Below are 24,858 nucleotides of genomic sequence, written 5' to 3' on the forward strand. Positions count from 1 at the left end.
AATAGCCCTGCATGACATGCGGGCCGCGGATGACCAACTCGCCCGCCACGCCCGGTGGCACGCGGTTGCCCTCATCGTCGACGACTATCGCTTCCGTGTTGGGAATAGCGATGCCGACGGAACCCGGCCGGCGGTCCAGTTCCTCCGGGGGCAGGTAGGTGCAGCGCTTGCACTCCGTCAGACCGTACATGGAATAGAGCCGCACGCCGGGGAACAGCTCGCGCAGCCGGGCGATATGCACCGGCGGCAGGGCGGCGGCGGTGTTCGAGATATAGCGCAGGCTCGGCAGGAAACCCGGCGCCAAATCGCGCATCTGCAGGATCAGCGCCGCCATCGTCGGCACCAGCGGGAAACCGGTGACCTTCTCGGCGCGGATGCGCTCGAAAATGGCCTGCGGAAAGGCAAAGGATTTTTCGAGGACGAGGGTCGCGCCGAGCTTCATCGCCATCAGCAGCTGATAGAGGCCGTAGTCGAAAGCCAGCGGCAGGACATTGAGGATGATGTCGTCAGGGGTGTTGCGCAGATAGGTCGTGATGGATTCGGCCGCGGCATCGATATTGCGATGCGTCATCATCACGCCCTTGGGGCGGCCGGTGGAGCCCGAGGTGTAGATCAGCATGGCGAGGTCGATGTCGATCCCGCCATGGCGAACGGGCACGGGCGCGACCTTGAGACAATCCTCGAAGGAGGCAGCGCCATCCCGCGCATGGCTGGATGGCGCTTGCGTCGACGCGACGAAGAGCGGCCGGTCCGACAGCGCACGCGCCTGGATCACGACAGGCATCAGCTTGGCCTGGGTCAGGATCGCCGCAGCCTCGCAATCGTCGATGACATACGCGAGCTTGTCGGCCTTGGTGGAGGCGTTGATCGGGCTGAAGGTCGCGCCCGCCTTGAGAACCGCGAAGATCGAGACGGCGGCTTCCCAGCAATTGTCCATGAAGACGAGAACGCGGTCGCCGCGCTGCACGCCATTCGCGGCGAGAGCGGTCGCGAGCCGGTTCGACAGATCGTCGAGCTCGTCATAGCGCAACCGCTTCCGGTCGGTGACAAGCGCCGTCTTCGCGCCATGCGCGGCCGCGTTCGTGATGAGGAATTGTTCGACCCGCATGAGCTCGGGCCTTCCGCTGCCAGCCGTCACGCCGCGACGAGCGATGCGGTCTTCGCTGTGATGAAGGCCGTGATGCGCGCAAGTGAATCGAGGTTGGCCGGCACGATATCGGCGTCCGCAACTGTGATTCCGCAATGGTCCTCGATAAAGGCTACCAGTTCCAGAACGCCGGTCGAATCGATGATGCCGTTCTCGATCAGCGAGTCCGTATCGGCGAGGACGTGGGTGGTGTCGCCGAACAGGAAGTTCTCGATGACAAAGGCCTTCACTGCGTCTCGGATCGTATCGGTCATGTCGTTCGCTTTCCTTGGTGGTGTCAGGCGGCCTTTGCGTTGCAAATGCCTGTGCCGGTGAAAGTCGTCAGCCACAGCTGCGTCGACAGGATGCCGACAAAGGCCGCGTTGTCGCGAAAGCCGGAGGCCGGCTGGCGGCTGCATTTCTCATGTAGTTTTGCCACTGCCTTCGGATTGAAGAGCCCGCCGGCGCTGACTGCGGCGTCGCCCAGGGCCGACTGGACATAGTCCCTCGTGCCCGGCCCAACGAACGACTGGCTGTCCGGTGCGCGATAGGGCTGCTTGGTCCGCCGGCCGATGGCGGCCGGCAGCAGGTCTTTGGTCGCCTCCCGGAGAATATGCTTCTCCACGAGCCCCTTCAGCTTCATCTCGGGAGGAAGGCCGGCGGCAAACTCGACCAGATGATGGTCGAGGAAGGGAAAGCGGCCCTCGATTCCGTGGGCCATCGCCATGCGGTCGCCCTGGCTGGACAGGATATAGCCGGGGAGAAGGAAGCGGGCTTCCAGATATTGCGCCTGATGCAAGGGATGCCAGCGGGCGAACGCCCCGGGCAGCCGCGCGGCGAGCTCTTCGGCGGCGTCATATCCGGACAATGTGGCACGCAGATCGCCCGAGTAGAACAGCTTCGTCGCCGCCGTGCCGTCGAACCTCGGCCGATGGGAGAACAGCGGATCGTCGAGCGCCGCGCCGCTAGCCCCGAAGAAGGAGAAAAGGTACTCGGCCGATTGCTGCCTCAGGCCCGGAAGATAGGGGTAGAGCTTGCGGAACAGATGCGGCCGGATGCGGGAGCCGGGCTGTCTCCTGCAAAAGCGCCGAACCCTGGCCTCCTTGAAAATATCGTAGCCGGCAAAGACTTCGTCGGCGCCTTCGCCCGTCAGCACCACTTTCAAGCCGGCCTCGCGCACGAGGCTCGAGAGCTTGTAGAGCGGGGCAGGGGCAGTGCGCAGGATCGGCCGCTCCGTGAAGCGGATAACGTCAGGAAAGACGGCGGCGATATCGCCTTCCCCGCAGGCGACGGCGCTGTGATGCGTGCCGAGCGCACGGGCCATCTCGAGCTGGAAGGGGCTCTCGTCATGTTCGGCGCTATCGAAGGTGACCGAGAAGGTCCTGAGGCCACCCGGCGCCATGCCCGCCGCCAGCGCCGATGTGATGGAGGAATCGAGGCCGCCAGAGAGATAGGCGCCGACTGGCACATCGGCGCGCATGCGGATGCGGGTCGCCTCCGTCAGGAGGGCGCGCAGTTCCTCGGCCGCGGCACGTTCGTCCCGGTGCCGGGGCGGCGCTTCCCGGTCGGGATACTCCAGACTCCAGTAGGGCCGCGTCGAGACGCTGCCCTCTTGCACGATCATCAGGCTTGCGGGTTCGAGCTCGTAGATATTGCGGAAGGCCGTGCGCGGCGCGATCGGGGCCCAGAGCGTGAAGATCTGGTCGAGTGCGACCGGATCAATCTCGGCCGCGACGCCCGGGGCCTGGAGGAGCGCCTTGACCTCCGAAGCGAAGTAAAGCCGTTCGCCCTCCCTTGTATAGAAGAGCGGCCGGACCCCCATGCGGTCGCGCGCCAGAACCATGCGGCGGCGGCGGCCGTCCCAGAGCGCAAAGGCGAAATCGCCATTGAGCGCGGAGACGCAATCCTCCCCCATCTCGTCATAGAGATGCAGGATCACTTCGGTGTCGCTGGCTGTCCGGAAATGGCGGCCTTTCGCGCGAAGCTGCTCGCGCAGTTCCACATAGTTGAAGATCTCGCCGTTGAAGGCGATCGTCAGATCGCCCGTCGCATCGGACATGGGCTGCTGGCCGTCCCCCAGGTCGATAATGGACAGCCGAGCATGACCGAGGCCGGCCGCCTTTGTGGTGAAGAACCCCTGCTCATCGGGGCCGCGATGCGCAATGGCAGCCGTCATCCTTTCAAGGAGCGCCCTCCCATCCCGGACAGTGCCGAAATAACCGCTAAAACCGCACATGCCGAGATATTTCCGAGTCCACCAGCGCGGCTCGGACTATAGCCGCCAAGATACCGGTAAGTGTTAAACATTTGGGACTATTCATGAGAATGGTAAATTTTGAGCGGCCGCCGCCGGCTGATTTCTTGCGTGAGCATTGGGTCTGCCGCGAGATGAAGGCAATGACGCGGCGTTGGTGCGCCGCCACGGAGTGTCCGAAAATTGTAGCATATTTCGGACATGCCCATAGTTGAGCCCGATACCGATCTTCGCTCGCGCCTGCTTGCCCGCATTCAGTCCAAACCGGACGAGGTCTGGACCCCCGGCGACTTCGCCGATCTCGGCGCGCGCGCCGCCGTGGACAAAACCCTGCAGCGCCTGGCAACCGCCTGGGAGCTGCGCCGGATCGACCGAGGCCTCTATGACCGGCCGCGCACGAACAACCTGACTGGCCGCGCCACCGTGCCGGATTACCGCGCTATAATCCGCGCCGTCACGCGCCGCGATCGGGCGCGCGCCATCGTCGATGGTATGACGGCCGCCAACGACCTCGGCCTGACGACCGCCGTCCCCGCCCGAATAGAAGTACTGGTCGATGCGCGGTTGAAGCCAATCAAACTCGGCACGCAGGAAATCCACTTCAAATACGCTGCCCCTAGCCGCCTCTATTGGGCGGATCGGCCGGGGATGCGGGTCGTCCAGGTCTTGCATTGGATGCAAGACATGCTGGCCCAGAAGGGCGAACGGAAGCGTATTCAGGCGACGTTGCGCCGCCTGTTTGCCGACCCCAAGCACGGCGAGGCCATTCGCGAGGATCTGCGCGCCGGCCTCTCCGCCGTGCCGATCTGGATGCAGGAGTTCCTCCGCGAAATCCTAAGCGCGGACCCGCACGAGGCGAAGCCATGAGTACCGATGCTTACCGCCAGCTCATCGCGGCATCCCCACGTGACCGGCTCGACCTGTTCCTCGCCACGGCCAATCGGATCGGAGCTGGGGTGGGGCAATGTCGAAAAGGGATTTCTGGGTCTGCTGGACCCTCAATTCGCTTTACCACGAACGGCCTGCGGGGGAGCCAGGGCTGCTTTTCAAGGGCGGGACGTCGCTGTCAAAAGGCTATGGCCTCATCCAGCGTTTTTCCGAGGACATCGACGTTACCGTGTTCCGCGATGATCTCCACGAGGCTGCCTCCGTCGAAGAGCTCGAGGACTTGTCGAACAAGAAGCGCCGCGCCAAGCTCGACGCCATCCGGGACGCCTGCCGTGCGTATATCACCGGCCCGCTGCGAGCCTTCCTCACCGCTCAACTTGCCGACATGACGAACGGCGCCGGCCGGGTGGAAGTCGACGAAGCCGATGCCGATGGTCAGACCCTGCTGCTCTGGTATCCCGAGGTCGAGCCGCGTGATGGCGCCTATGTGCGACCGGTCATACGCCTCGAGTCCGGGGCGAAATCGGCACTCGATCCCAATCGCCTCATCACGATCACGTCCTATGTCGCGGAGGAAGCGGCAGGCATTGATCTCACCGTCGCCGACGTGACCACGGTCGAGGCGACCCGCACCTTTGGGACAAGGTAGTGATCGCCCATGGATTGCGCCGCTGGTACGAGCGGCGCGGCGAACTGCGGCAGGAAGGCCAACGGGTGTCTCGGCACTATTATGACCTGCACTGTCTTCTCGGATCCGAGACCGGAAACGCCGCGCTCGGCGATGTCGATCTTGGCGCCGATTGCGTGCGGCACGCACGAATGTTTTTCGATCGTCCCGACTATGACCTCGCCTCAGCAGTCCCGGGCAGCTTCGCGATCGCACCAGCTCCCAAGATGGTGGACGCGCTCACGCGCGACTATGCCAATACGGCGGCCATGATCTTCGGCACTCCGCCGAGCTTCGACGACATTCTGGAATCAGCAAGGCAGATTGAGCAGGACATCAACACCCATTCCTAGTCGCTTGGCTGACGCTCAGTGCGAAGACAATCAACCTCCTGTTATGGGGCCAAGGGGTTGGCGATTGAGCAGCATGGAATCGCCGAATTCATGCGCGCGGTATCGATACGCGGTGAAGGCTGCGGAGGCGTTGGCGAGCAGAGCATCATCGGCAAAGGCGCGCAGGAGCTCGAAATGGCTTTCGCCGGGCTGGTGGACGCCTGTGAGAATCGCATCAACCACCCGAAGCCGCGTACCCCGCGCGATATGCCCTGTCGCAACGCCATTTCCGGCCCGCACACTGCCGTCGAGATTGGCGGCTGACTCAAGCGCACGCACTGCGCTCGTGCCGATCGCAATAATGCGGCTGCCACGAAGCTTCGCCCGCGCGACCTGCATCGCGGTGTACTCAGGGATGCGGTACGGCTCGTCGAAGGGAAGGCGCGCGTCGAGCGCGGCATCGCCGGTGGAAGAAACGCCCGCGGCATGCGTGAGTGTTGCGAAGCCGACATCGCGCCGACGCCAAGCCTGGAGCGTGAGCCAGTCGAGAGCAAAGCTTGCCGATGGCGCCTCGAACGCGACCGGCCTGGCGGCAATCTTTGTCCAAACATCCCACAGTGCCAACGGCTCGGGAACATGCGCATATTGGATCGGCCGGCCGTGCTGCGCCAGTCCTGCAAGCACCGGTGCGCGGTTGCCTGGGAAGCGCAACTCTAGAAGTCGAGAATGGTCGAGAAGGCGCTCTACGATGGCTTCAAGCGGGCCGAGCCGAAGGCGATCGCCTGGTGACAGCGGAGGCGGAGGCAGCCGGTCTTCCGTGCGCGTGCGGTGATCGCCCGAGCCGAAGGCAATCGCCACGAAACGGGTTGGAATGGGAAGTGACAGCCAGCCCGCCAGGCGGATCTCGATCGCCTCACCGCTTGGGACATGCGTGCCGTGCAAGCTGGCAGGCAAGGTCGCGGCGTCATTGGCGACGACCAGATCGCCGGGGTTGAACAGCGTCGCGAGTCCAGCGCGCCGGAGGTCGCGCATCGTGCCGTCCGCCTCGACGACGAACAGCCTGGCGGAGCGCCGATCGGGACGATCGGCGGCAATCATCCATGTGCTCCGGCGAGAAGCGTAGAGCGGACCGGCAACGCATCGAGCATCTTTTCGATGATCTCGGCAGCTGCCTGCTCGGGGCGCTTCAAGGTCGCCGGATCAGCATCAGGGATCGCGAGCGCGTGCAGTGGGGTGTCCATATCGCCAGGGTCAAGCGCGAGGAGCCGGATGCCGTCTGCTTTCGCCTCCTCGTCCCAAATCGCCGTCAGATGGGCAAGGGCGGCCTTGCTCGCGCTGTATGCTCCCCAGCCGGGATAGGCGTTCACCGCGGCGTCGCTGGAAATGTTGATGACCAGCGCGCCGCGGCCCTCGCGCGCGGACGCGGCCAGCGCACCGAACAGGGCTTTCGTCAGCCGGAAGGCGCCGACGAGATTGACCGCGAGCGCCATTTCCAGCTCCTCGCACTCGGTATCGGCAAGGAGCGCCAGAGGGACAGGGCCGAGGCTCGAGGCATTGTTGATCAGGACATCGAGCCCGCCGAGGCTGGCAGTGACCTGCAACGCGATCGGGTAGATGTCGTCCTTCTTGCCGACGTCGCCGACAATGCCATGCGCGCCCGTCTCGTCGGCAATGCGTTCGACATTCGCGGCGGTGCGGGCGATGAAGGCGACGCACGCATTCATTGCGGTAAGCTGCCGCACAAGTGCCAGTCCTAGGCCGGACGTGCCGCCCGTGACCGCCACGCGAAGTCCCAGAAGATCGATATTCGTCTGCATTGCCGGTGCTCCTTCAATCCGTACCGCCCGTTGCTACAAGTTCAAGTTAACTTGAAGTCAAGCGCGAATCGTGCTTTCGTTCATGCATGGATTCCATGCTGACCATCACCGATGTGTCGAGGCGCAGCGGCGTCGCCTCATCGGCCCTGCGTTTCTACGAGGAGCGCGGGCTGATCGCATCCGAACGGGCCGGCTCGGGACACAGACGCTATCCGCGATCTGTGCTGCGCCGGGTCGCCTTCATCGTCTTCGCGCAGCGCATTGGGCTGACGCTTGAGGAGATCGGCGCCGAACTCACGAAGTTGCCAGCCGATCGCGTGCCGTCGCGTCGGGATTGGTCGCGGTTGTCAGGCGAGTGGACAAAGCGCATCGACCAGCGCATCGCCGAGTTGCAGCGCCTGAGGTCCGGGCTTACCGAGTGCATCGGTTGCGGCTGCCTTTCGATCGACCGGTGTAGCCTTGCGAACCCTGCCGATACGGCAGGACGCAAGGGGCCAGGGCCGAGATATTGGCTGGGGTGAGTTGGCAGCGTGCCTGTCACTATTCCAGCGCTCGGCAGCGCAAGACTTCGCCAAGTGCGAGACGCCGCGGCCCCGGTAAGGTTCAGCGGCGGTATTGTTCGTCGCTGACTTTCTCCACCGCTCGACGGCCTTGCAATCGAGTGAATAGCAATATGCATACCTGCTCGGAGTATTCCGCATCCCGACGCAAATACATTTCCTCACGTTCACGGACGTAGCTGCTGAAATTGGATGGCAGCTGGACGTGTCGCGGTCCGAGAAACTTGGCCCCGGGAACGAAACCTTCCCGGCTGCCGTCTTGACGGTTTGCGAGCCGGAAGCCGCCTTGGACGCGTCAACAGTAGCAGCGTTACGCAGGTCATCCATGTTGATGTAGCGATATTCGGACGGCTGCATGTGCTGCCGGAGATAAATGATTTCCTCTCGCATTTTCCGGACATCAATGTGCGGTTGGTGCTGTCACCGCAATGTGAATCTCATCGACGATCATGTCGATATGGCCGTTCGAATTCGCTCTTTGCCGGACAGCAGCATCAATTCTTAATTCGTCTATCTGGCTCCTTCAACTGCTGGCCTCGTAGCATGTTCAACATAGGTGCGGCCGACGGCCGACGCCTTTCTACATTCTCTCCATGATGATTTTTCCCGAACATCCGCTGCCAGCTCCGGTTCCTTTAAATTTGCCGGTTCCGTTGTCACCCTTTATGACCCCGGTCAGGGTGTTCCCGCCCGTTCTTCCTTTATATACAAAGGTGCTTTTCATATTGACGGCGCCGCTGCTGGAAATGCTTCCTGTCAATCCAGAGTCAGACGATACTCTGCCGTCCCTTATGAAAACGCGTGTTGAGAGTTCTCGCCAATCGCCGCAGTCCGTTGTGGCTCGTCTGACTAATTTCCATGTGCCATTAAAGGCGCTTAGCCCGCTCGTCTGGGGCACACAATGACCGCCCTCCACCACCATCCCGTGTTCACAACTAAGCGGGCAGATACGAGCTCCGATCGCCCTTAGTCTTTCCAGAAGTCCCGCCGTCGGTTCCAACGATGCAAGCTTGACACCTTGCCGGTCGGCATAGTCTTGAAGTGCTTTGCGGCTGCCTAAGCCCCATTTGCCATCGGCATGGCCGGCCAGGCACCCCAGGCGAACCAGTTCCACTTGAGTAGCCAGCGAAAGCTCGCCAGAGTTTATGTAGCCTGCCGGTGACTGCGCCAGCGGATTGGGTTGTTCGAGGCTGGCGACCTCCGTCGCCTTGGTATCGTCGGTTGCCTTAGCGGTGCGCTCCGTCGTCGGCTGTTCCGCCACCTGTTTGGTGGAAGCCTGCCGTTCCGCTTCAACACGCTTGTCGATACCGTCGATCTTTAGCCTCGCAAGAGCCGCAAAGACGCCCGTCGGAAACTGCTGTAGATACGCCTCGAAAAAGCTCTTGTCGGTTGAGTCCTTGATGGTTGCCCAATAGGCTAGCTCGACCGCGTTGTCTGGCGACGCAGACTGTGGAAGTGGAACAGACACCTGTTTCGGCTCGGCCGTTGCCGCGAGAGGCCTCAAAACGACGTCACCCGTGAGCGAGGAGTTTTCCCACGGCACCTGCTTCCCATCCGTGGCGGCCAGCACGTCGCGGCGCACATCGATGAGGTCGCGCGTGATATCCTGCCCAGGCGTGCCGAGGTGCGCGAGCAGTGCAGTTGTGAACGGAGAGTTCCGGCCCGCCCCGTCTATCGCGACGTTACCCGGTTGCGTTGCGAACGCGATTAGCGAACCGACTCCGCTGCCTAGTCTGGCAAGACCACGCCCTAGGGAACCGGAGCGCGTCCCCATCGAGCGGGAAAGCTTCTCCGCAAATGGATTATCCCGGCAGGCATCGAGGAAGACGAGGTTAACCTTCGTGCTGCGTTCCATCGCCGAAAGTACGAGGTCTATCGGAAGGGCCTCAAAGTCGAGGTCATTGTAGCTCGACAACTGTGCATCCACCGGCACCATATAGTTGCTGCCATTTACCTGCAGGCCGTGTCCGGCATAGAAAAAAAGTGCCATGTCGGCACCGTCGAGCTTCTCCAAGAAGTTGCGTACTGTGCGTCGCATTCCCGCCAAGTCGAGGTCCTGGTCGCTCACGACCTGGAAGCCAAGGCTTTCAAGTTTGGCAGCTATGTCGGAGGAATCGTTCTTCGGATTGGCTAGTTGGACGGCATGCTGGTAGGCCGAATTGCCAATGACCAACGCAACGCGTTTCTCGGCGACTGCCTGTCCCGAAACAGTGGCAAACAACAGAACCAAAAGAATGAAAGCGCTGCGCATGGCAGAAACGGCTCCCCAAGGGAACTGTAGCAGAGGGTGATGCAACCGAAAGGAGCTATGCCCCCGTGCTGAGGACGAGTGGCCCGCCACAATTTGCTTGATCCGCCCAAAGGGGTATGCTGGCTGTGAGCATCGCTTCACTGGCACTGGGGATCAGTTTCGGCGTGTTGACACTTAGCCGAGTCGTCAGCGTTGGGCGAAATGGGATCGCCGCATCGCTCGCCTATTTGATTCTGCTGGCCCTCTCGACTGCTCTCGTGTCACCGCCGTGGGAGAATATTCTGCGCGACGGGATGATGGTCTCTATCTCGCCGTTCACCCATCCTCCACCCAACATTGTTGTGGTCTCAATCACAGAACAGACCCTGGCGGATTTTCCATACCGCTCACCACTGGACCGTGCCTTCTTGGCCGACATCCTGGCTCGGATCGAGTCGGCCCGTCCGCTTGCCATCGGCATCGACCTGCTGTTCGACCAGGCAACAGAGCCGGAAAAGGACGCCCGCCTCGAAACTGTCATCGAAACCGCCACTGTGCCTGTGGTGATCGCCTCGGCTTCGCGCACTGACGGCCTTACCCAAAGGCAATCCGACTATCTAAACGCATTCGCTCCGTAGGCAAAGCGGGGCCTTGCAACGTTGTTGGAAGACAATCTCGACGGCGTGGTCCGTGAAGCCTTTCCCGGTCGAGAAGGTGACGGGGCCTGGATGCCAAGTTTTGCTGCTGTGATCGCAGCATCAACTGGCGTTGGTCGCCGCCACTGGCCGGAGGAGATGGTCTACTACCGCACGGCGAACAGCTTGCCCTTCAGCTTTCCAACCTATCCGGCACAGGCCGTTCGGCTGGCACCGCTCGGCTGGTTCGAGGGGAAATATGTTCTTATCGGTGTAGACCTACAGCAAATAGACCGTCATCCGACACCGTTCGCGTTGTTGAGCGGCGCGGAAATCGGTGTCCTCCCCGGCGTCGCGATCCACGCTCATTCATTAGCCAGGCTCGTGTCCGGGAATAGGATAACGACCCCTTGGCCTGCAGTGGGCTATGCGCCAATGCTTCTTGTCGGGCTGTTCTGCTTGTGGATCGTTTGGCGGCCGATCCCGGTGGTCTTCAAACCTGTCGCGGTCGCCGGTGCGGTGCTGCTGGTGTGGATCGGTGAGGCGTGGGCCTTCGCGCGGTTCGCAATCCTCGTTCCGATGATCGCCCCTGCATTGCTTGTGCTCGGCCTGTCGGCGTTCGTTGGCTTCCTGGCTTGGAGACGGGACGCCAAGGCTCGCCAGTTCATTCAGAACGCGTTCTCGAAATATGTCAGTCCGGCCGTTGTTGCAGCGATTGTCAAGGAGCCCAGCGCTCTCCATCTCGGTGGCGAGAAGCGTGAGCTCACCTGTGTATTCACGGATGTCGAGGGATTTACGTCATTCAGCGAGCAACTCGCGCCAGAGGTGCTCGCAGACGTATTGAACGAATATCTGAACGGACTCTGCGAGTTATTTATCGAGCATGGTGCAACCATCGACAAGGTCATCGGCGATGCGGTGTTCGGGTTCTTCGGGGCTCCTGCAGCACAAAATGACCAAGCGGAGCGGGCGGTGTCTCTGGCACTTGCTGTGCAGGACCACGCGCAGGGGCTGCGAGAGAAATCGGCAGGACGGGGCCATTCACTCGGCTCCACCCGCATAGGTATTCATGGCGGGCCGGCAATCGTCGGCAACTTCGGGGGAAATCGGTTCTTCAATTACACAGCTATTGGAGATACTGTAAATGCCGCGGCCCGGCTTGAGGGAGCGAACAAGTACATCGGCACCAAAAACTGCATCAGTTCAGAAGTCGCGAGGCAGACGACGAGCTTCCTGTTACGCCCTGCTGGAGTTCTACACCTTAAGGGCAAGAACCAAGGCATCGAGGCTTTCGAGGCAATGACCCGTAATCCACAAAATACGATGCTCTGCGAGCACTATTCGAACGCGTATGCCCTACTTGCCGCAGGGGATACGAGTGCGATAGCGGCATTTAAGTTATTGGTCAAAAACTACCCACAAGACGGCCTGATCGCTTTTCACCATAACCGCCTTGCAAGCGGAGATTTCGGAGCAGACATTCATCTGATCGGGAAATAAGGTCATCGTGACATGAGCCTCAGGCGTTCGACCTCGCAGATCGCCTTCCTGATCGTCGCTACGACCGTCCTTGTGACAGCGCAACACGCGGCAGCCGGCAGCCAGTACGTGGTCCTGTCGACCCAGCCGGTGGTGGATGAACTGCCGCCAGGCAAGCTCTTAATGCCAAGCGACGTCATCAACATTCCAGCCGGTACAGTCGTCACTCTGCTCGGCGAAGACGGCAGCGTGAACGCGCTTTCGGGTCCAAGTTCCTTCGTGGTCACGGAGGATGCGTTGACCTCCGGCAGTTTACAGGGGACTACCAACGAAGGGTCTTCAAAACTTGACCTGATAGCCGTCCTCTTGGCGAATGAGCGCAAGAGAACGGAGTCCATCGGCGGTTCGCGCACCACTACCGACTATTCCACGTCGAGCGGGCTCGACGACCCTTGGGCAGTGTCCATCGAAGAATCCGCCCCTGGTTGCATCCGCGATGGTGAAATAGTTCTGGCGCGCGCGGGCATAGGTCAGAGCGCGGTTTTCTCGATTCGCATCGGCGACGGCGAGCCGTTCAACGGCATAGTCTGGAGCGCCGGCAAGCTCACTTACTCTCTTCCAGACCGTATTCCTCCCGAGGTGAAATCTGTTGTCGTCGAGACCAAGAAGACATCGGCGTCGATCGAAATTAAGACGTTTCCAAAGAACGCCGTTCTCGAAAATCCGCTGGAAGTTCTTGCATGGATGGTGAGCAGCGGTTGCAAACGCCAAGCGATGGCCTTGGTGCATCAACTTGCGACAAAGCAGCAATAGGGTATTGGCCAGGAGCCAGCGCCGCGAATGCCGGAGCGACTGGCTCTACGGTGCGGCGGGCGGTGGCGGCGCGCTCGGCAAGGGGCCCAAGTGATCGTCATGACCAATGACAGGGGAGCCCAACTCGAACTCTCTGGCAAGCAGGTAGGCGGGTAGGCCTGCAAGTCAATGCCGATCTCAGCGGTAGGGCCGTCACCATGAAATAAGGCCTGTCGCTCCGTTCCCAGCGTCGAGCGTGAGGACCGGAAAAGCTCCGAATGCTGCGCGGCCACATGATGGGTGACAAGGGTCCGGTTCACTGACGCTGCCGAGCAGCCTGATTGCCCAAGCTCACAAGTCGAGAGCCTCCTCTCAAATGCAGTTAATTTGAGAAATCCGGCCGCCAAAATTCTCACAATTAAATGCCAAACCGGCATCAAATCGGCGCGTTCTTACAATTAAGTACAAGCGACAGCTCCGCCAACGAGGCCCGTAAGCCGCTGCAGGAAGCTCCTCGTTTTAGCCGGCCAAGGAGTGGTGCGCGATGCACGCTGAGCTTCATCGGTGCAGATTGGCGGTAAGCTTGGTCTAGTCGAAGACTTGATGCATCAGGGCCGGAATCAAGTGATCAAGTTCGCCAGCGACCTCACGCTGACCTGCTTGAACGTCACCGGCTTTTCGTTGAAGCTCGTCGAACCAGAGCTGGGCATCCAACGATGGTAATGGAATCTGGATAGCCGCTAGCTTCTTCTGACTGAGGCCCGGACCGCCAGATCGGTTTCGATATTGCCTTCGTTCTCGGTTGGGTTCCCGAGCGGCCAACTCTGGATCGGGTTGAGCCGATTTCGGAGGATGGAGACCGTATCCCCTTCTTCACCAGCGACCTTGCCCAGGTCGAAGAGATGGCTCGCAAGGCGCTCCAGGACTGGACAATCGAGATTGACCGGGATCCCTGTGATGCCCACGTTTTCGACCCGTCGGCCAGCGATGACGATGATGAATTGCGCATGGCGGCATGGCGTGATTTCGATGGCTCCGTGCATATGGAGAAGCCGCCGGCAAATCCTGCAATCGCGCTGACATTGGCAATGATGCGCGGCCAGTCCATGCATTTCGAATAGTGGCCAAACGCAGTCGGGGCTCACCAATGCCATCGGTTATAGACCGTGACTGGCCACATCAGGTTGCTCTGGCGGATGACCTCTGCACTGACCGGAACTTCACCGTGATCGCGAAGTTCTGCCAGCAGCGAGGGCTCAAGCACCAGACGCGACAATGGGATGCTTGGTGGGCCGGTTGGCGGAAGGCTAAGGTGTGACGGTGGTGACCGCCTGGGCCCCGTTCGTTGTGTTTGATGTCGCGAATAGCCTAGATCCCTTTGGCGGCGGACTGCCGCTGGCGGAGACACCGGTTGCCACGTTTCTTCCTGCACTTGTCCTTGCCGGACACCGGCGTCCTGATCCGGAGGGCAGCGAGCTCCCTGATAACGAAAGCGCGGTTCGCGAAGCGATTTGGGTTGCCAAGGACCTGATGGCGGAGCAGTTGCGCGCGGGGAAACCTTTGATACGATGCTGTATGAGGTCGCGCTCGACGACGGGACGGTCGTTGCGATCGTCACCTTCGCCGCTGCTGCCGACTATGGCTAGATTCTGCCGAGCAGCCGCTCGTATTCATGTTCCGGCTCGCTATAGGTGCCGTCTGCGATCTGAAAGAGGCCATAACGATCCCGGATAAGAATTTCACCACGGTTCGCTCTGATCAGCCCCTTGCCTTCAAGTTCCTGGATGGCGACGGTCACGCCGGGGCGCCGCACGCCGAGCATGACGGAAATGAACTCGTGGGTGATGGCAAATCTGTCATCCCTCACCCGGTCCTGGCACATCAGCAGCCAGCGCGCTAACCGTTCGTCCAATTTCGACCGGGCATTCACCAGGGCGGTGTAGCTGGTCTGAATAAAGAGCGTTTGGACGTAGAGAAGCAGCAGGGCTTTAAGCGTCGCGCTTTCGGACATGCCTGCCGACAACGCTGATGCAGGCACCTGGAAGCCCTCCCCGACAATCTGCATGTAGGTGTCGTGTGCGGCGCGATCCCCGCCAAGCACCACCAATGCGCCGGTCATGCCTTCCAGACCTATCAGGCCCACTTCCGTATCGCGACCTTTCGGAATCTTAGCAACGACGGACGCGATGCCGCTTTCCAGGAAATAGACGTATTCGATCGGGGACTTGGCGGTTTCAAGGGGAGTGCGCAACGGCAGATCCACCCGTTTCAGATGTGGCTCGAGTAGGTCGAGGTCTGCGCGAGAAAGTCGCTTCAACAGCGCATTGCGATAGGTGATGTTTGGCTGGTTAGACATGACCCCACCCTCCATAGGGCAAGAGCTCAGTGATCTCCCAGCCGTTCGCGCCCGTGAAAACGTGCGAACGATAGGTCACATATAGGTTCTGCGGGCAACAACGCCTAATCACGTTAGGCATTTACGGACGGGCACCCGGCGTCTCCGCCGCGCGTGAAAAGGGGAATTCCAAGACCAGGACGTCGCGCTCATCGAAGATTTCGAAGGAATTGCCGGTGAGGACCGGCTTCCCGGCCAACAGTCCTTCGGCCAGGATTTCCTTGGCGGACGCCATGGCTTCGTCTTCTACCACTTGCAAATTTGCGCACTCCTGCCCCTCTGGATCCTTGAGGAGCTGGCCGTCCCGGGTCCGAATGTGAAAGAAGAATCTCGGCATGGTTGCTCCGCATTGCTCGACTTTTAAATGCGGCACGCATGTTGAATAGCGTCGGAAACGTACCAAACGTGGATATCCACGCGGCCGCGTGAATCCCTCAATCGCTTACTCAGCCAGGGCTCTCCGTTGAGATCGATCTGTCAAACCGTACGCCTAGACCATGTGCGATGGCGCTGGCTGCTATCAGGTCATCAAAGGCTTTTCCGGAAATCGGGCAGTTCGGGAGCACCTCCCGAATTGCGGATTCTGCCGTCGAGGTCGAAATGACGTCATGTCGCCTTTTTCTGGTTTCGACATATTGCTCGACCAGCATTTTCAGGCGTCTTGTTGCAATTTCATCTGCAAACATGGGGCTTCTCCTGCCGGCCGAGGCCGCATTCGTTCACGGCGGCGGCTACATCGATTGGTGAACCCGCCGCACGAGCGTTAACTCGATTGCCCAAAGCTGCTGTAGGGTAATTTGTTCCGGATAGCCGAGGCTTGGTAATTCCCAGACAATTGAGTGGTTGGCGGCTCTCTAGCGGTGGCCCGAATGTCAGCTTTCGAACTCGGTCTGGAGCGGTGGCTTGAGCCGTTCGTCTCGGCTTTGAGGCACAAGACACGTGCGCGGATATGTCCGGCCTATATTGCTGGGCTGATTGGCCTTGGGATCGCAAGAGCGTCCAACCGATGGCGGCGCGCGACGCAGGCGTCAACTACGACCAGCCGCACCACTTCATCGCGAGCGGCGTGTGGGATGCTGCGCCGCTGGAGAAGGTGCTGCTCGCGGAGGCCGACAGACAAGTTGGCGGGAACTATGCATGGCTGATCGCAGAGGATACCGCGCTCCCCAAGAAGGGGCGACTCTGTCGGCGTCGCGCCGCAATATGCCTCGGCGCTTGGCAAGAACGCCAACTGCCACCGCTGGTGTTGCTGACGCTGGCCTCTGGCGAAGTGCCGGTCATGGCGGGGCTGCGACTGTTTCTGCCCGAGAGCTGGACTTCCGATCCCGCCCTGATCGACCCATCCGGTGTGCCCGAGGACCATCGTGCCTACAGGACCAAGCCCGAAATCGCGCTGGCCGAGATCGACCGGGCTCGCGCAGCCGGCTTACGCTTCGAGACCGCGCAGACTATGCTGGAAAAAGCCCAATGGCGGACGGTCAGTTGACGGCGTGGCACCAAAGGCCGCCTCTCGGCCCGCTTCGCCGCTGTCCGTGTCCGGTTGCGGATGGCCCACCCCAGCGCATCCGCGACATGGGCGCTCAGCATCTGCCTGGCGAGGAGGTCTGGGTGATCGGCGAGCACCGCTCGACCGGCGAGCGCAAATACTACCTCTCCACCTTGCCCGCCGACACCTCGCTCAAGCAGATCGCAGGCGCCACTCAAGGCGCGCTGGGTCTGCGAACAGCGCATCAGCAACTCAAAGGAGGAACTTGGCCTCGACCATTTCGAGGGGCGCTCATGGACGGGCCTGCACCGGCACGCGCTGATGACGATGATCGCCTACGCCTTCCTGCAATCTCGCCGCCTCAAACTAGCGGGAGGGGGAAAAAAGAATCCTCGGCCCGCCGCCCAACCGAGCCTACCCGCCGTCAGGCAAGCCATCCTCACCGCGCTCGCGCAGCCGCCAGCAGTCGAATGGACCAGCCGGCGGTGCTGCGCGCATCTTAGGGCGGCTATTTCCCCGGAAGCCCTGCCCTTGTCTCGGGAACAATTGCGGCAGTGTTTGTGCTGCTTGAGAATCGGCAGGAATGCGCAGGAAGGAGAAGGTCCCCGTTTTGAGCGCTGATTCCTTCTACGCCACACCTGCCGCGATCAAGGCGCGCTGGACAAGTTAGGAGCGGCGGGTTCATCCGGCCAAGAGTCTGTACGGGCAGAGGTTGCAAAAAGGAAAAGTTTGTCATATTGAGCGCGCGGCCGATTGAGGGTGGCCGCCAAATCACAAAGGTCGCCCATGTCCGACGACTTCTCGCGCATCATCGCTTTCCTTGCCGTTGTGCTGGCCCTGCTGTGCGCTGGGATTCAGTTCCAAAGCGGCCACATTGAATCAACCCTGTATTTCATGATCGGCGCCATTCTGCTGACAGCGTTCACCCACCTGAACGTGCGCAACGGGTTGATTTAGGCTCTCAAGCGCCACTTGGATTAATGATTTCGAGTCGAAGCAAAATCGTCCGGCCAGTTGGGTGGAGCGATGCAACCATCGAACTGCCAGCTGTCCTGTGGGGATGTTCTGGTCGACGTGTGTGCCTTTGAGCGCCTGCCGCGCCGCAATGTCCGCTCAACCCCAGACGGATGGCGCTGTGTCCCTCTCAACGGACAGCTCTAATTACTCCAGTGACCCCGCCCGTGCGGTCGAGGCGGCAACCGATTGCCTAACGTCGATCCCACTCTGTCCTGCGTAGCTGTTCGCATCTCGATCTTCGCCGTGAGTATACCCCGCTTCGATGCAAGGGCCCTGCGCTCGATGCGTGTAAACGCACAGGGCCGAATGGCGCCGCAGCCGATGGTATCGCCGCGCGGCAGGGTCGCACGACTGCGGCTGGCGGACCGCCTTCGCTTAGGGGTCCCGGAGATCCAAAGCGATGTCCCTTGTGGGGTCATTATCCCGGCTTCGGATGGCCCAAGGACCGGTGGCACCACGATCGCATGCGCGGGAGTATTGGCAGGAACGGCTGTCCCAACTGGTGGCGGAATACCGGGAGCACTCACTGCGCCTTCGTTTTGGGCGGGTGGATCGTCGCCCATGCGACACCCCCCAAACTGCCTTCGCTTTGCTCCCACCCGTTCCGCTGGTGCGAACGGCGTGGAGTGGTCCATTACGTGCGCTGGCCGGGTCGCGCCATTGCGCTCGCGCTCGCGGCGCTTTGCCAACAGCTCCTGTTTTGCGCAGCAGCCATCCGCTGACGCTGGCACTCGGTTTGCTCTGCTTGCCGCACGGCCTTCGGTGCGAGGGCCACCGTCAGCTTCTCCGATAGCCTCTGCTGGGCTTCGGGGACGAGTGGCTGGAACGAATCGTCCTTGGCCGCGTTGAGGGCGGTCGAGTTGAGGCCTTGGGATGAATGAAGTACCGCGGGCGAATGTAATCGCCTACAAGAACCCGGAAACCTCCCGTGAGGATGGTCGCGAATTCGACTACCAGGATTTCTTCGAGAATGGTGCCGCTGCGCTTCATCTGTTGAGCGCAGATGGTGTCATTCTGCGTGCCAACAAAGCTGAACTCGACCTTCTGGGTTATTCCGCAGAAGCCTATGTCGGTCGCCACATTGCCGACTTCTATCCCGACCGGGAGGTGATCGAGGATATCTTGGGGCGCCTCAACCGTGGCGAGAAGATCGCGAGATACCCGGCGCGACTTAGGGCCTGCGATGGCTCAATCAAACATGTCGAAGTCACGTCGAGCGGCCATTTCCGGGATGGCAAGCTGATCAACATCCGATGTTTCACCATGGATGTGACCGACCTCGAGCGGACGCGGGCAGAGCTCAGGCGGCAAGACAGCACCTATCACCAGATCCTCGATAACCTCCCCGTCGCCATCTACACGACGGACCAGGACGGGACGATCACCTATTACAACCGCGCCGCCGCTGAGCTTGCAGGTAGAGAGCCCGAGATCGGCAAGGACAAATGGTGCGTGACATTCAAGCTCTTCACTCCTGACGGCAAGGAATTGCCACATGACGGGTGCCCAATGGCGATCACGCTCAGAGAAAACCGCGCTGTGCGCAATGAGCACGCCATAGCGCAGCGTCCGGACGGGTCCTTCTTCCCGTTCCAGCCTTATCCCACTCCGATCCGGGACGAGAACGGCAATTTGATCGGTGCCGTTAACATGCTGTTTGACCTGACCGAACGCCAGGTTTCGGAGGAAGCCAGGCACCATTTGTCCGCCATCGTGGAATCCTCGTTCGACGCAATCGTCAGCAAAGATCTGAATGCCATCATCAAGAGTTGGAATCGGGGCGCCGAACGGCTGTTCGGGTACACCGCCGAGGAGGCCATAGGTCGGTCGGTGACCATGCTGATCCCGGATGACAATCAGGACGAAGAGCCGCGTATCCTGGAACGCATCCGCCGTGGCGAACGGGTCGAGACCTACGAAACGATCCGCCAGCGCAAAGATGGCACTCTGGTTCCGGTCTCGCTAACGGTATCGCCCGTGCGCAATGCTGCCGGGCACATCATCGGCGCATCGAAGATCGCACGCGACATCTCATCGGCGCGGGAAAACGAGCATCGTATCCGGTTGCTGATGCGGGAGGTCAACCACAGGGTCAAGAACCAGTATTCTGTCATCCTTTCAATGATCCGGGAAACCAACAAGCGCGCCGAAAATCCCTCGGCCTTCGAACGGCAGGTTCGCGAGCGGATCATGGCTCTTTCACTCTCGCATGACTTGCTCGTGTTGGGCGATTGGAGAGGCGTCACCCTTTTCGAACTGTTGCTGTCGCAAACCAAACCGTTCGGCAATGAGGGGCGCATTTCCATGTCCGGACCGTCCATTGTCCTCAGCCCCAACGCGGTCCAGTATCTCGGAATTGCCTTTCACGAACTCGCGACCAACTCAGCCAAATACGGGGTGCTGTCAGGAGATGAAGGCAACATTTCCGTCACGTGGGATATCACGGGTTCCAGAGCAGAGAGGTTCTTTCATCTCACTTGGGCCGAAACAGACGGGCCGCAGGTGCAGACCGTCGGAGAAGGCGGCTTTGGAACAGTGGTGCTGAAGCGAGTTGCGCCCCAGGCAGTTGGGGGCAAGGGGACTCTTGAGCACGCCTCGCATGGGATCACCTGGAGGCTGGAAGCGCCGTTGGCCGCCGTGGAGGCATCCGTTCTCAAATGAGCGTTGACGTCGCGGGTTTCGGCACCTCGGCACTGGCGAGGAGCGGACCTTGGCGGTGGGGAAACCCTTCGGCGTCCTCGCCGGCTCGGCCTGCCGTCGGCGAACCGGCCGAGTTCCACCTCCGACACTCCGCCGGCGGCGACCAGCATGGCAAACACCGATCCTGGTAATTCGTCCCGCGGGAACGCCCGGCTTCTCCATCTTCGTATCCGGCGAAAGGCCGGCTGGATTGCCGATGCCTGCGAGCCATAACCGGGCGACAAGGCCAGCGCGAATGCCACTGCAGCACGCATACTCTCCGCATCCCGCGATCACACGGGTTGGAGGGATCACCTGTCATGGCTCGACTTTGCGGAACGCAGGGCGTCCAGCGCCGAGCGAACAGCCCCGAGCTCTGGAGCGGCGGACTGAGATCGCCTGAAGATCAAGCGGCCGTTCCGAAAGCCGAACCCTTCGGCCGCTTTGATGCCGCGCCACTGCGATGCCGTCGATTTTGTACGAAAGCTCATTGCGATCGATTCCGGCCCGACATCAACCTTGCTGACGCCCATTTCCGCCGCTGCTATTCGTAACGCGGTCAGTTTCAGCAAAGTTGCCACTTCACCAGGCATGGTCCCGAAGCGGTCTTCGAGCTCATCGGCGAATGCGCTGATGTCTGCCTCCGAGCTCATCCGGCACAACCTCGTGTAAAGGCTGAGACGAACCGCGGGCTCGGGCACATAGCTCTCGGAAAATGCAGCCGTGACCTGCACATTGATTTCGGCAAGTTGCTTGTCGGGGTTGGGCGCACCAGCAGCACGCGAGACTGCTCGCTCCAGGAGGTGGAGATACAGGCCTGCGCCAATCAGCTTCATGTGGCCCGCCTGCTCCTCACCGAAAATGTCCCCGGCACCGCGGAGGTCAAGGTCCCTTTGGCTGATGGACAAACCGGAACCTAGCCGGTCCAACGCAAGCATCGTCGAGAGTCGGGCCCTCGTCTCGTCGGCCAGGACGGCATCGGGCTCCGTCAGAAGAAATGCAACGCCCTGAACCCGCCCTCTTCCCACACGACCGCGCAGCTGGTGCAGTTGAGCAAGACCGAACCGATCCGCACGCCAGATCACGATGGTGTTCGCCCGAGGCACATCGAGACCGCTTTCGACAATGTCGGTGCTGAGCAACACGTCGCCATCACCGTCGGCGAAACGCACGACGATTTCGTCCAGCACGCGCACCTTCATTTTGCCATGTGCCGTCTTGACCGTGAGTTCAGGGACCAAACTGTCAAGCAGATGAGCGATCGGTTCGATGTCCTCGATCCGCGGAACGACGAAGAAGCTTTGCCCGCTGCGGCGGTACTCGCGCAAAAGGGCAGCCCGCGCCGATCCCGCATCGAAAGGCGCCAGCATCGTGCGAACGGGGCGCCTCCTGGCGGGCGGCGTGTTCAGCACGCTGACTTCCTGTATGCCGGCCATAGCGGATTGGAGCGTGCGAGGTATGGGCGTAGCACTCATGCTCAATGTGTGAAGGCGAGGCGCCAGGTTTCGCAAGGCCTGCTTCAACTTGACGCCGAAACGATGCTCCTCATCGATCACAAGCAGTCCAAGATCTGCGAAGGTGACGCCCTTGGCGGCAACGGCGTGCGTGGCCACGACCACAGCGATGCGGCCGTCGCGCAGACCTTCTTTCACCTTTCTTGCTTCTGAAGCTCCCACCACTCGCGAAAGATGGGCTACCTGGAGACCCGTTCCCGCGAAGCGGCGGCTGAACGTCTCGTAGTGTTGGCGTGCCAGCACCGTGGTCGGGGTTACGACGGCAACCTGCTTGCCCGACAACGCGACGGCTGCGCATGCACGTAGCGCTATCTCTGTCTTGCCAAATCCGACGTCGCCGCAGATCAGCCGGTTCATCGTTCTGCCTGACGACAGATCGTCGAGCACCGCGCGGATGGCTTCGGCCTGGTCGGGGGTCTCGGCATAGGGAAATCGCGCCGCAAAACGAGCAAGGTCGGCACGCGGCGGCCTGATAATCTCGGCCGGCTCATTCGACCTGGCGTTCGACAGGGCAACTAGGCGCCTGCCAAGTCTGCCGATCTCGAGGAACGCAGCCCGGTGCCGTTTCGACCAGCCATCGCCGTCGAGCCGGTCGAGCGGTACTGCACCCGGATCTGAACCGTAGCGCCATATGCGGCAGAAGTCACTGACCGGGACTAGCAGCGACGCGCCGTCGCGGTATTCCAGCCTGACAATGTCTTGTCGCTGGCCGGCCAAATCGACCTGCTCGACCGCAGCAAGCACGCCGAGACCGTGTTCTTCATGTACAACGACATCGCCAATTCGCAGCTCGGGGTCGAGCACACTCTGAGGCGAGTTGCCTTGCGCTCTCAAGACCGGCCCGAATATGTCCGCCGCCGCAATCACGGCAAGGCGCGACTTCGGGTCGGCGAATCCCTCCTCGATGTTGAATTCGGCCTTGAGAAGGGAGCCTCCGGCAGCCGAACGGATTTGCGCCCAGTCGGCGACTTTTTCCATCCGTCTGCCAAGCTTTCGCACGAGCAGCTTGTCTGCCCGTTCAGCTCCGACGCGCGTCCTGTGACCACCACGCTGACGCCCGAGCTCGTTTGAGTCTTCACATATTCAGCGAATTCATGCCCTGACCGCGACGCCTGGAAAAATTTGGGAGTTCGAGCCGTAGCAGCCGAAAGCCTCAAACACTGCCGATTTCGAACCGCCTCCTTCCAATCGTCACGCGAGAGATAGAATTGGTCCGGCAAGGGTTTCGCCGATCCAGCGATCTCCCGCCGGGCACGGCTCGCGTCCTCCACCAGATCCAGAATGCGGGCCAGTGGAGAGCCCTCAAGGCCTGCCAGGAAGGAGATCGAAGCACCCCACGCGACATCGAACAGTGATGGCAGGCTGCCATAAAGGGAGACGAGGCGCTCCTCCATCGAGGTGGTGCGCATCGCAGCTACCTCAGGGTGATTGCCGGCCTGAAAGATGAGCTCGGATGCCGGCCCGAGCAGGACCAGGTCATGAGATCGCTCGCTCCTTTGGCTGATCGGGTCATAGGTCTTGAGCTCAGAGATGGAGGTCCGGGCATCCAGAACGATGCGAACCGGGCTGACATCGCCGGCGGGAAAAACATCGATGAGGTCGCCCCGCAGGGCGATTTCGCCCGGTTCGTCTACCCGATCGTCGACCACGTATCCAATTCGCTCTGCCGTGGTTTTGAAGAGCTCTCTGTCAAGCGTTTGTCCCACCTGCAAAGTGGTGAAGGCTCGGGCAATGGCTAAAGGCGGCGGCACCCGCTGGAGGGCGGATTCGATCGACGTGACGGTAATGCGCCGGAGCTTGGAGGCTTGCGTGATCGCGTGCAGGACGCGGAGCCGCCTTCCCATGTTGTCGCGTGTTGGCCAAACCTTGTCATAGGGCAGGCAATCCCAAGACGGTAGCAAGAGAATTTCTGCTTGAGGCAGGAACTGCCGCAGGGCCTGCGCAACATCCTCGGCCTCGCGGTTCGAACCGGCTATATGGAGCAAGTCTTCGATCCCCTTGTTTTCAAGAACGCTGACTAGGGCTGCCGCAACCGCAGCTGCCGGCGGAGAGCCGTCATCTTCTCCCTCCGCCACGCGGTCGTTGGATGGGCAAGTTTGCCCAGCAGCTTCTCTCTTGGGGATGGGTCTGTTCATTGGCGCACCTTGCGATCACTGCCAGAACGGCAGCGGAGCGGCTGTGTTCCGTCGGCTAAAACCTGAATCCGAGCAATCTCCTTTGTGCTGCGAAGCCGTTCGACACTTCAAAATTTCCAGCCTCGCGATGTCATAGGTTAATGAGCGGACAGCTCGGCTGACATATGGCTCACTTCAAATCGATGGGGTCAAACTATGCCGTATCTGCAAATTCGGAGTCTTGAGGCGTTGACGGACCTCTTGCACGCAGCAGATCATGCTGAGCGTCTGGATCCGCAAGAGGTGGCAGAGATCTGCCGCCGAGCAGCCGCTGTTCTCGGCGAGTTGTTGGAACGGGATATTGCACCGACACGGTTTGATCCCGCCTGGCCAAATTCATAGCAGGCACCAAATCCAAAGGCACTTGGCCGTGAGATACCACCGTCCGGAACATTTGGCTTGAATGGAAGTTCGATATTGCAACGTACCCAGGTCAGCGAATTTGTCCCCCACCTCACCCACAGATGTACTTGTCCGCAAGCTCCAGAGAATCGCTGAGGTCAAAGAGGTCGACCTCGCAATTTTGAGAGGCATTTCGATCCAGGAGAAGACGTTTCAGGCCAATCAAGACGTCGTGATCGAGGGCGATCGCCCTGTTAATTCGTTCGTCGTTATCGACGGCTTGGTGGGCTCAAGCAAAGTCACGGGCGAAGGCAAACGGCAAATCACATCCTTTTTTGTGGCTGGCGACCTCCCGGACCTGCACAGTCTGCACCTCTCGGTGATCGATTGCACTTTTTCGACGCTCATACCGACCCGGTTAGGCTTCATGCGCCACGATGCTCTGCGCGCCATTTGCGAACAGCACCCCCG

General features: G+C 60.9%; 20 protein-coding genes and 2 pseudogenes. 10 read left to right on the plus strand and 12 right to left on the minus strand.

Annotated features, from left to right (window positions below; all coding sequences use genetic code 11):
* The 3 genes from NKJ01_RS31520 to asnB form a co-directional block, all read right to left on the minus strand.
* The coding region (locus NKJ01_RS31520; protein ID WP_352734138.1) for a class I adenylate-forming enzyme family protein at nt 1-1,108 on the minus strand (1,108 nt) is incomplete at its 3' end.
* A 26-nt stretch (nt 1,109-1,134) separates the two neighbouring features.
* Nucleotides 1,135-1,401: an acyl carrier protein gene (locus tag NKJ01_RS31525; protein ID WP_352734140.1), complete on the minus strand. Its 267-nt coding sequence runs from the start codon at nt 1,399-1,401 to the stop codon at nt 1,135-1,137.
* Nucleotides 1,402-1,424: 23 nt separating this feature from the next.
* On the minus strand, nt 1,425-3,362 hold the full coding sequence (gene asnB, locus NKJ01_RS31530; protein ID WP_352734142.1) for an asparagine synthase (glutamine-hydrolyzing): 1,938 nt from the start codon (nt 3,360-3,362) through the stop codon (nt 1,425-1,427).
* 219 nt (nt 3,363-3,581) lie between these two features.
* On the opposite strand from asnB, the gene NKJ01_RS31535 reads away from it, so the two are divergent.
* The gene (locus NKJ01_RS31535; RefSeq protein WP_352734144.1) at nt 3,582-4,247 is read left to right on the plus strand and encodes a DUF6088 family protein; all 666 of its coding nucleotides are present in this window, start codon (nt 3,582-3,584) and stop codon (nt 4,245-4,247) included.
* Nucleotides 4,248-4,344: 97 nt separating this feature from the next.
* Nucleotides 4,345-5,288, plus strand: a pseudogene (locus NKJ01_RS31540) (nucleotidyl transferase AbiEii/AbiGii toxin family protein).
* Nucleotides 5,289-5,318: 30 nt separating this feature from the next.
* Here the strand turns inward: NKJ01_RS31540 and NKJ01_RS31545 are convergent.
* On the minus strand, nt 5,319-6,365 hold the full coding sequence (locus NKJ01_RS31545) for an S-adenosylmethionine:tRNA ribosyltransferase-isomerase (protein WP_352734146.1): 1,047 nt from the start codon (nt 6,363-6,365) through the stop codon (nt 5,319-5,321).
* The gene (locus NKJ01_RS31550) at nt 6,362-7,084 is read right to left on the minus strand and encodes an SDR family NAD(P)-dependent oxidoreductase (protein ID WP_352734148.1); all 723 of its coding nucleotides are present in this window, start codon (nt 7,082-7,084) and stop codon (nt 6,362-6,364) included. Before NKJ01_RS31550 ends, NKJ01_RS31545 begins: the two co-directional genes overlap by 4 nt.
* An 86-nt stretch (nt 7,085-7,170) precedes the next feature.
* Here NKJ01_RS31550 and soxR point away from each other — a divergent pair, with 86 nt between their 5' ends.
* On the plus strand, nt 7,171-7,605 hold the full coding sequence (gene soxR / locus NKJ01_RS31555; RefSeq protein WP_352734150.1) for a redox-sensitive transcriptional activator SoxR: 435 nt from the start codon (nt 7,171-7,173) through the stop codon (nt 7,603-7,605).
* Nucleotides 7,606-8,224: 619 nt separating this feature from the next.
* On the opposite strand, the gene NKJ01_RS31565 is transcribed toward soxR, so the two are convergent.
* On the minus strand, nt 8,225-9,895 hold the full coding sequence (locus NKJ01_RS31565; RefSeq protein ID WP_352734152.1) for a caspase family protein: 1,671 nt from the start codon (nt 9,893-9,895) through the stop codon (nt 8,225-8,227).
* Between the two features lie 164 nt (nt 9,896-10,059).
* Here NKJ01_RS31565 and NKJ01_RS36555 point away from each other — a divergent pair.
* Nucleotides 10,060-12,009, plus strand: a pseudogene (locus NKJ01_RS36555) (CHASE2 domain-containing protein).
* A 12-nt stretch (nt 12,010-12,021) separates the two neighbouring features.
* On the plus strand, nt 12,022-12,801 hold the full coding sequence (locus tag NKJ01_RS31580) for a hypothetical protein (RefSeq protein WP_352734154.1): 780 nt from the start codon (nt 12,022-12,024) through the stop codon (nt 12,799-12,801).
* 719 nt (nt 12,802-13,520) lie between these two features.
* Here the strand turns inward: NKJ01_RS31580 and NKJ01_RS31585 are convergent.
* Nucleotides 13,521-13,823 carry a hypothetical protein gene (locus NKJ01_RS31585; RefSeq protein WP_352734156.1) on the minus strand — a complete coding sequence of 101 codons (303 nt, stop codon included), beginning with the start codon at nt 13,821-13,823 and terminating at the stop codon, nt 13,521-13,523.
* A 304-nt stretch (nt 13,824-14,127) separates the two neighbouring features.
* Between NKJ01_RS31585 and NKJ01_RS36560 the strand changes: the two genes are divergently transcribed.
* A complete protein-coding gene (locus tag NKJ01_RS36560) occupies nt 14,128-14,514 on the plus strand; it encodes a DUF6894 family protein (protein WP_502905932.1) in 387 nt (128 codons plus the stop codon).
* Here the strand turns inward: NKJ01_RS36560 and NKJ01_RS31590 are convergent.
* From NKJ01_RS31590 to NKJ01_RS31600, 3 genes are all read right to left on the minus strand, one after another.
* A complete protein-coding gene (locus NKJ01_RS31590) occupies nt 14,423-15,136 on the minus strand; it encodes a Crp/Fnr family transcriptional regulator (protein ID WP_352734158.1) in 714 nt (237 codons plus the stop codon). The two genes, NKJ01_RS36560 and NKJ01_RS31590, sit on opposite strands and share 92 nt — an antisense overlap.
* Nucleotides 15,137-15,257: 121 nt before the next feature.
* A complete protein-coding gene (locus NKJ01_RS31595; protein WP_502905933.1) occupies nt 15,258-15,512 on the minus strand; it encodes a DUF6894 family protein in 255 nt (84 codons plus the stop codon).
* 109 nt (nt 15,513-15,621) lie between these two features.
* Nucleotides 15,622-15,861 carry a hypothetical protein gene (locus tag NKJ01_RS31600; RefSeq protein WP_084025654.1) on the minus strand — a complete coding sequence of 80 codons (240 nt, stop codon included), beginning with the start codon at nt 15,859-15,861 and terminating at the stop codon, nt 15,622-15,624.
* Nucleotides 15,862-16,181: 320 nt separating this feature from the next.
* On the opposite strand from NKJ01_RS31600, the gene NKJ01_RS31605 reads away from it, so the two are divergent.
* From NKJ01_RS31605 to NKJ01_RS31615, 3 genes are all read left to right on the plus strand, one after another.
* Nucleotides 16,182-16,661: a transposase gene (locus NKJ01_RS31605; RefSeq protein WP_352734162.1), complete on the plus strand. Its 480-nt coding sequence runs from the start codon at nt 16,182-16,184 to the stop codon at nt 16,659-16,661.
* Nucleotides 16,662-17,447: 786 nt separating this feature from the next.
* On the plus strand, nt 17,448-17,618 hold the full coding sequence (locus NKJ01_RS31610) for a hypothetical protein (protein ID WP_023761979.1): 171 nt from the start codon (nt 17,448-17,450) through the stop codon (nt 17,616-17,618).
* A 933-nt stretch (nt 17,619-18,551) separates the two neighbouring features.
* The gene (locus NKJ01_RS31615) at nt 18,552-20,339 is read left to right on the plus strand and encodes a PAS domain S-box protein (protein WP_352734164.1); all 1,788 of its coding nucleotides are present in this window, start codon (nt 18,552-18,554) and stop codon (nt 20,337-20,339) included.
* 329 nt (nt 20,340-20,668) lie between these two features.
* Here the strand turns inward: NKJ01_RS31615 and NKJ01_RS31620 are convergent, their stop codons facing one another.
* Together NKJ01_RS31620 and NKJ01_RS31625 are read right to left on the minus strand one after the other, a co-directional pair.
* The gene (locus NKJ01_RS31620; RefSeq protein WP_352734166.1) at nt 20,669-22,738 is read right to left on the minus strand and encodes a DEAD/DEAH box helicase; all 2,070 of its coding nucleotides are present in this window, start codon (nt 22,736-22,738) and stop codon (nt 20,669-20,671) included.
* Nucleotides 22,735-24,006 carry a transcription-repair coupling factor family protein gene (locus NKJ01_RS31625; protein WP_352734168.1) on the minus strand — a complete coding sequence of 424 codons (1,272 nt, stop codon included), beginning with the start codon at nt 24,004-24,006 and terminating at the stop codon, nt 22,735-22,737. The genes NKJ01_RS31620 and NKJ01_RS31625 overlap by 4 nt, the downstream gene beginning before the upstream one ends.
* Before the next feature lie 481 nt (nt 24,007-24,487).
* Here NKJ01_RS31625 and NKJ01_RS31630 point away from each other — a divergent pair.
* Nucleotides 24,488-24,858, plus strand: a 371-nt coding sequence (locus NKJ01_RS31630; protein WP_352734170.1) for a Crp/Fnr family transcriptional regulator, incomplete at its 3' end; no start/stop codon positions are given.

Origin of the sequence: Mesorhizobium sp. M0276 (assembly GCF_040321755.1) — a bacterium.
Lineage (GTDB): Bacteria > Pseudomonadota > Alphaproteobacteria > Rhizobiales > Rhizobiaceae > Mesorhizobium.

Bases quoted from the DNA above. Each gene is read 5' to 3' on its own strand.
- NKJ01_RS31525 (WP_352734140.1), bottom strand. From the start codon at position 1,401: ATGACCGATACGATCCGAGACGCAGTGAAGGCCTTTGTCATCGAGAAC.
- asnB (WP_352734142.1), bottom strand. From the start codon at position 3,362: ATGTGCGGTTTTAGCGGTTATTTCGGCACTGTCCGGGATGGGAGGGCG.
- NKJ01_RS31535 (WP_352734144.1), top strand. From the start codon at position 3,582: ATGCCCATAGTTGAGCCCGATACCGATCTTCGCTCGCGCCTGCTTGCC.
- NKJ01_RS31545 (WP_352734146.1), bottom strand. From the start codon at position 6,365: ATGATTGCCGCCGATCGTCCCGATCGGCGCTCCGCCAGGCTGTTCGTC.
- NKJ01_RS31550 (WP_352734148.1), bottom strand. From the start codon at position 7,084: ATGCAGACGAATATCGATCTTCTGGGACTTCGCGTGGCGGTCACGGGC.
- soxR (WP_352734150.1), top strand. From the start codon at position 7,171: ATGGATTCCATGCTGACCATCACCGATGTGTCGAGGCGCAGCGGCGTC.
- NKJ01_RS31565 (WP_352734152.1), bottom strand. From the start codon at position 9,895: ATGCGCAGCGCTTTCATTCTTTTGGTTCTGTTGTTTGCCACTGTTTCG.
- NKJ01_RS31580 (WP_352734154.1), top strand. From the start codon at position 12,022: ATGAGCCTCAGGCGTTCGACCTCGCAGATCGCCTTCCTGATCGTCGCT.
- NKJ01_RS31585 (WP_352734156.1), bottom strand. From the start codon at position 13,823: ATGCACGGAGCCATCGAAATCACGCCATGCCGCCATGCGCAATTCATC.
- NKJ01_RS31590 (WP_352734158.1), bottom strand. From the start codon at position 15,136: ATGTCTAACCAGCCAAACATCACCTATCGCAATGCGCTGTTGAAGCGA.
- NKJ01_RS31595 (WP_502905933.1), bottom strand. From the start codon at position 15,512: ATGCCGAGATTCTTCTTTCACATTCGGACCCGGGACGGCCAGCTCCTC.
- NKJ01_RS31600 (WP_084025654.1), bottom strand. From the start codon at position 15,861: ATGTTTGCAGATGAAATTGCAACAAGACGCCTGAAAATGCTGGTCGAG.
- NKJ01_RS31605 (WP_352734162.1), top strand. From the start codon at position 16,182: ATGGCGGCGCGCGACGCAGGCGTCAACTACGACCAGCCGCACCACTTC.
- NKJ01_RS31610 (WP_023761979.1), top strand. From the start codon at position 17,448: ATGTCCGACGACTTCTCGCGCATCATCGCTTTCCTTGCCGTTGTGCTG.
- NKJ01_RS31615 (WP_352734164.1), top strand. From the start codon at position 18,552: ATGAATGAAGTACCGCGGGCGAATGTAATCGCCTACAAGAACCCGGAA.
- NKJ01_RS31625 (WP_352734168.1), bottom strand. From the start codon at position 24,006: ATGAACAGACCCATCCCCAAGAGAGAAGCTGCTGGGCAAACTTGCCCA.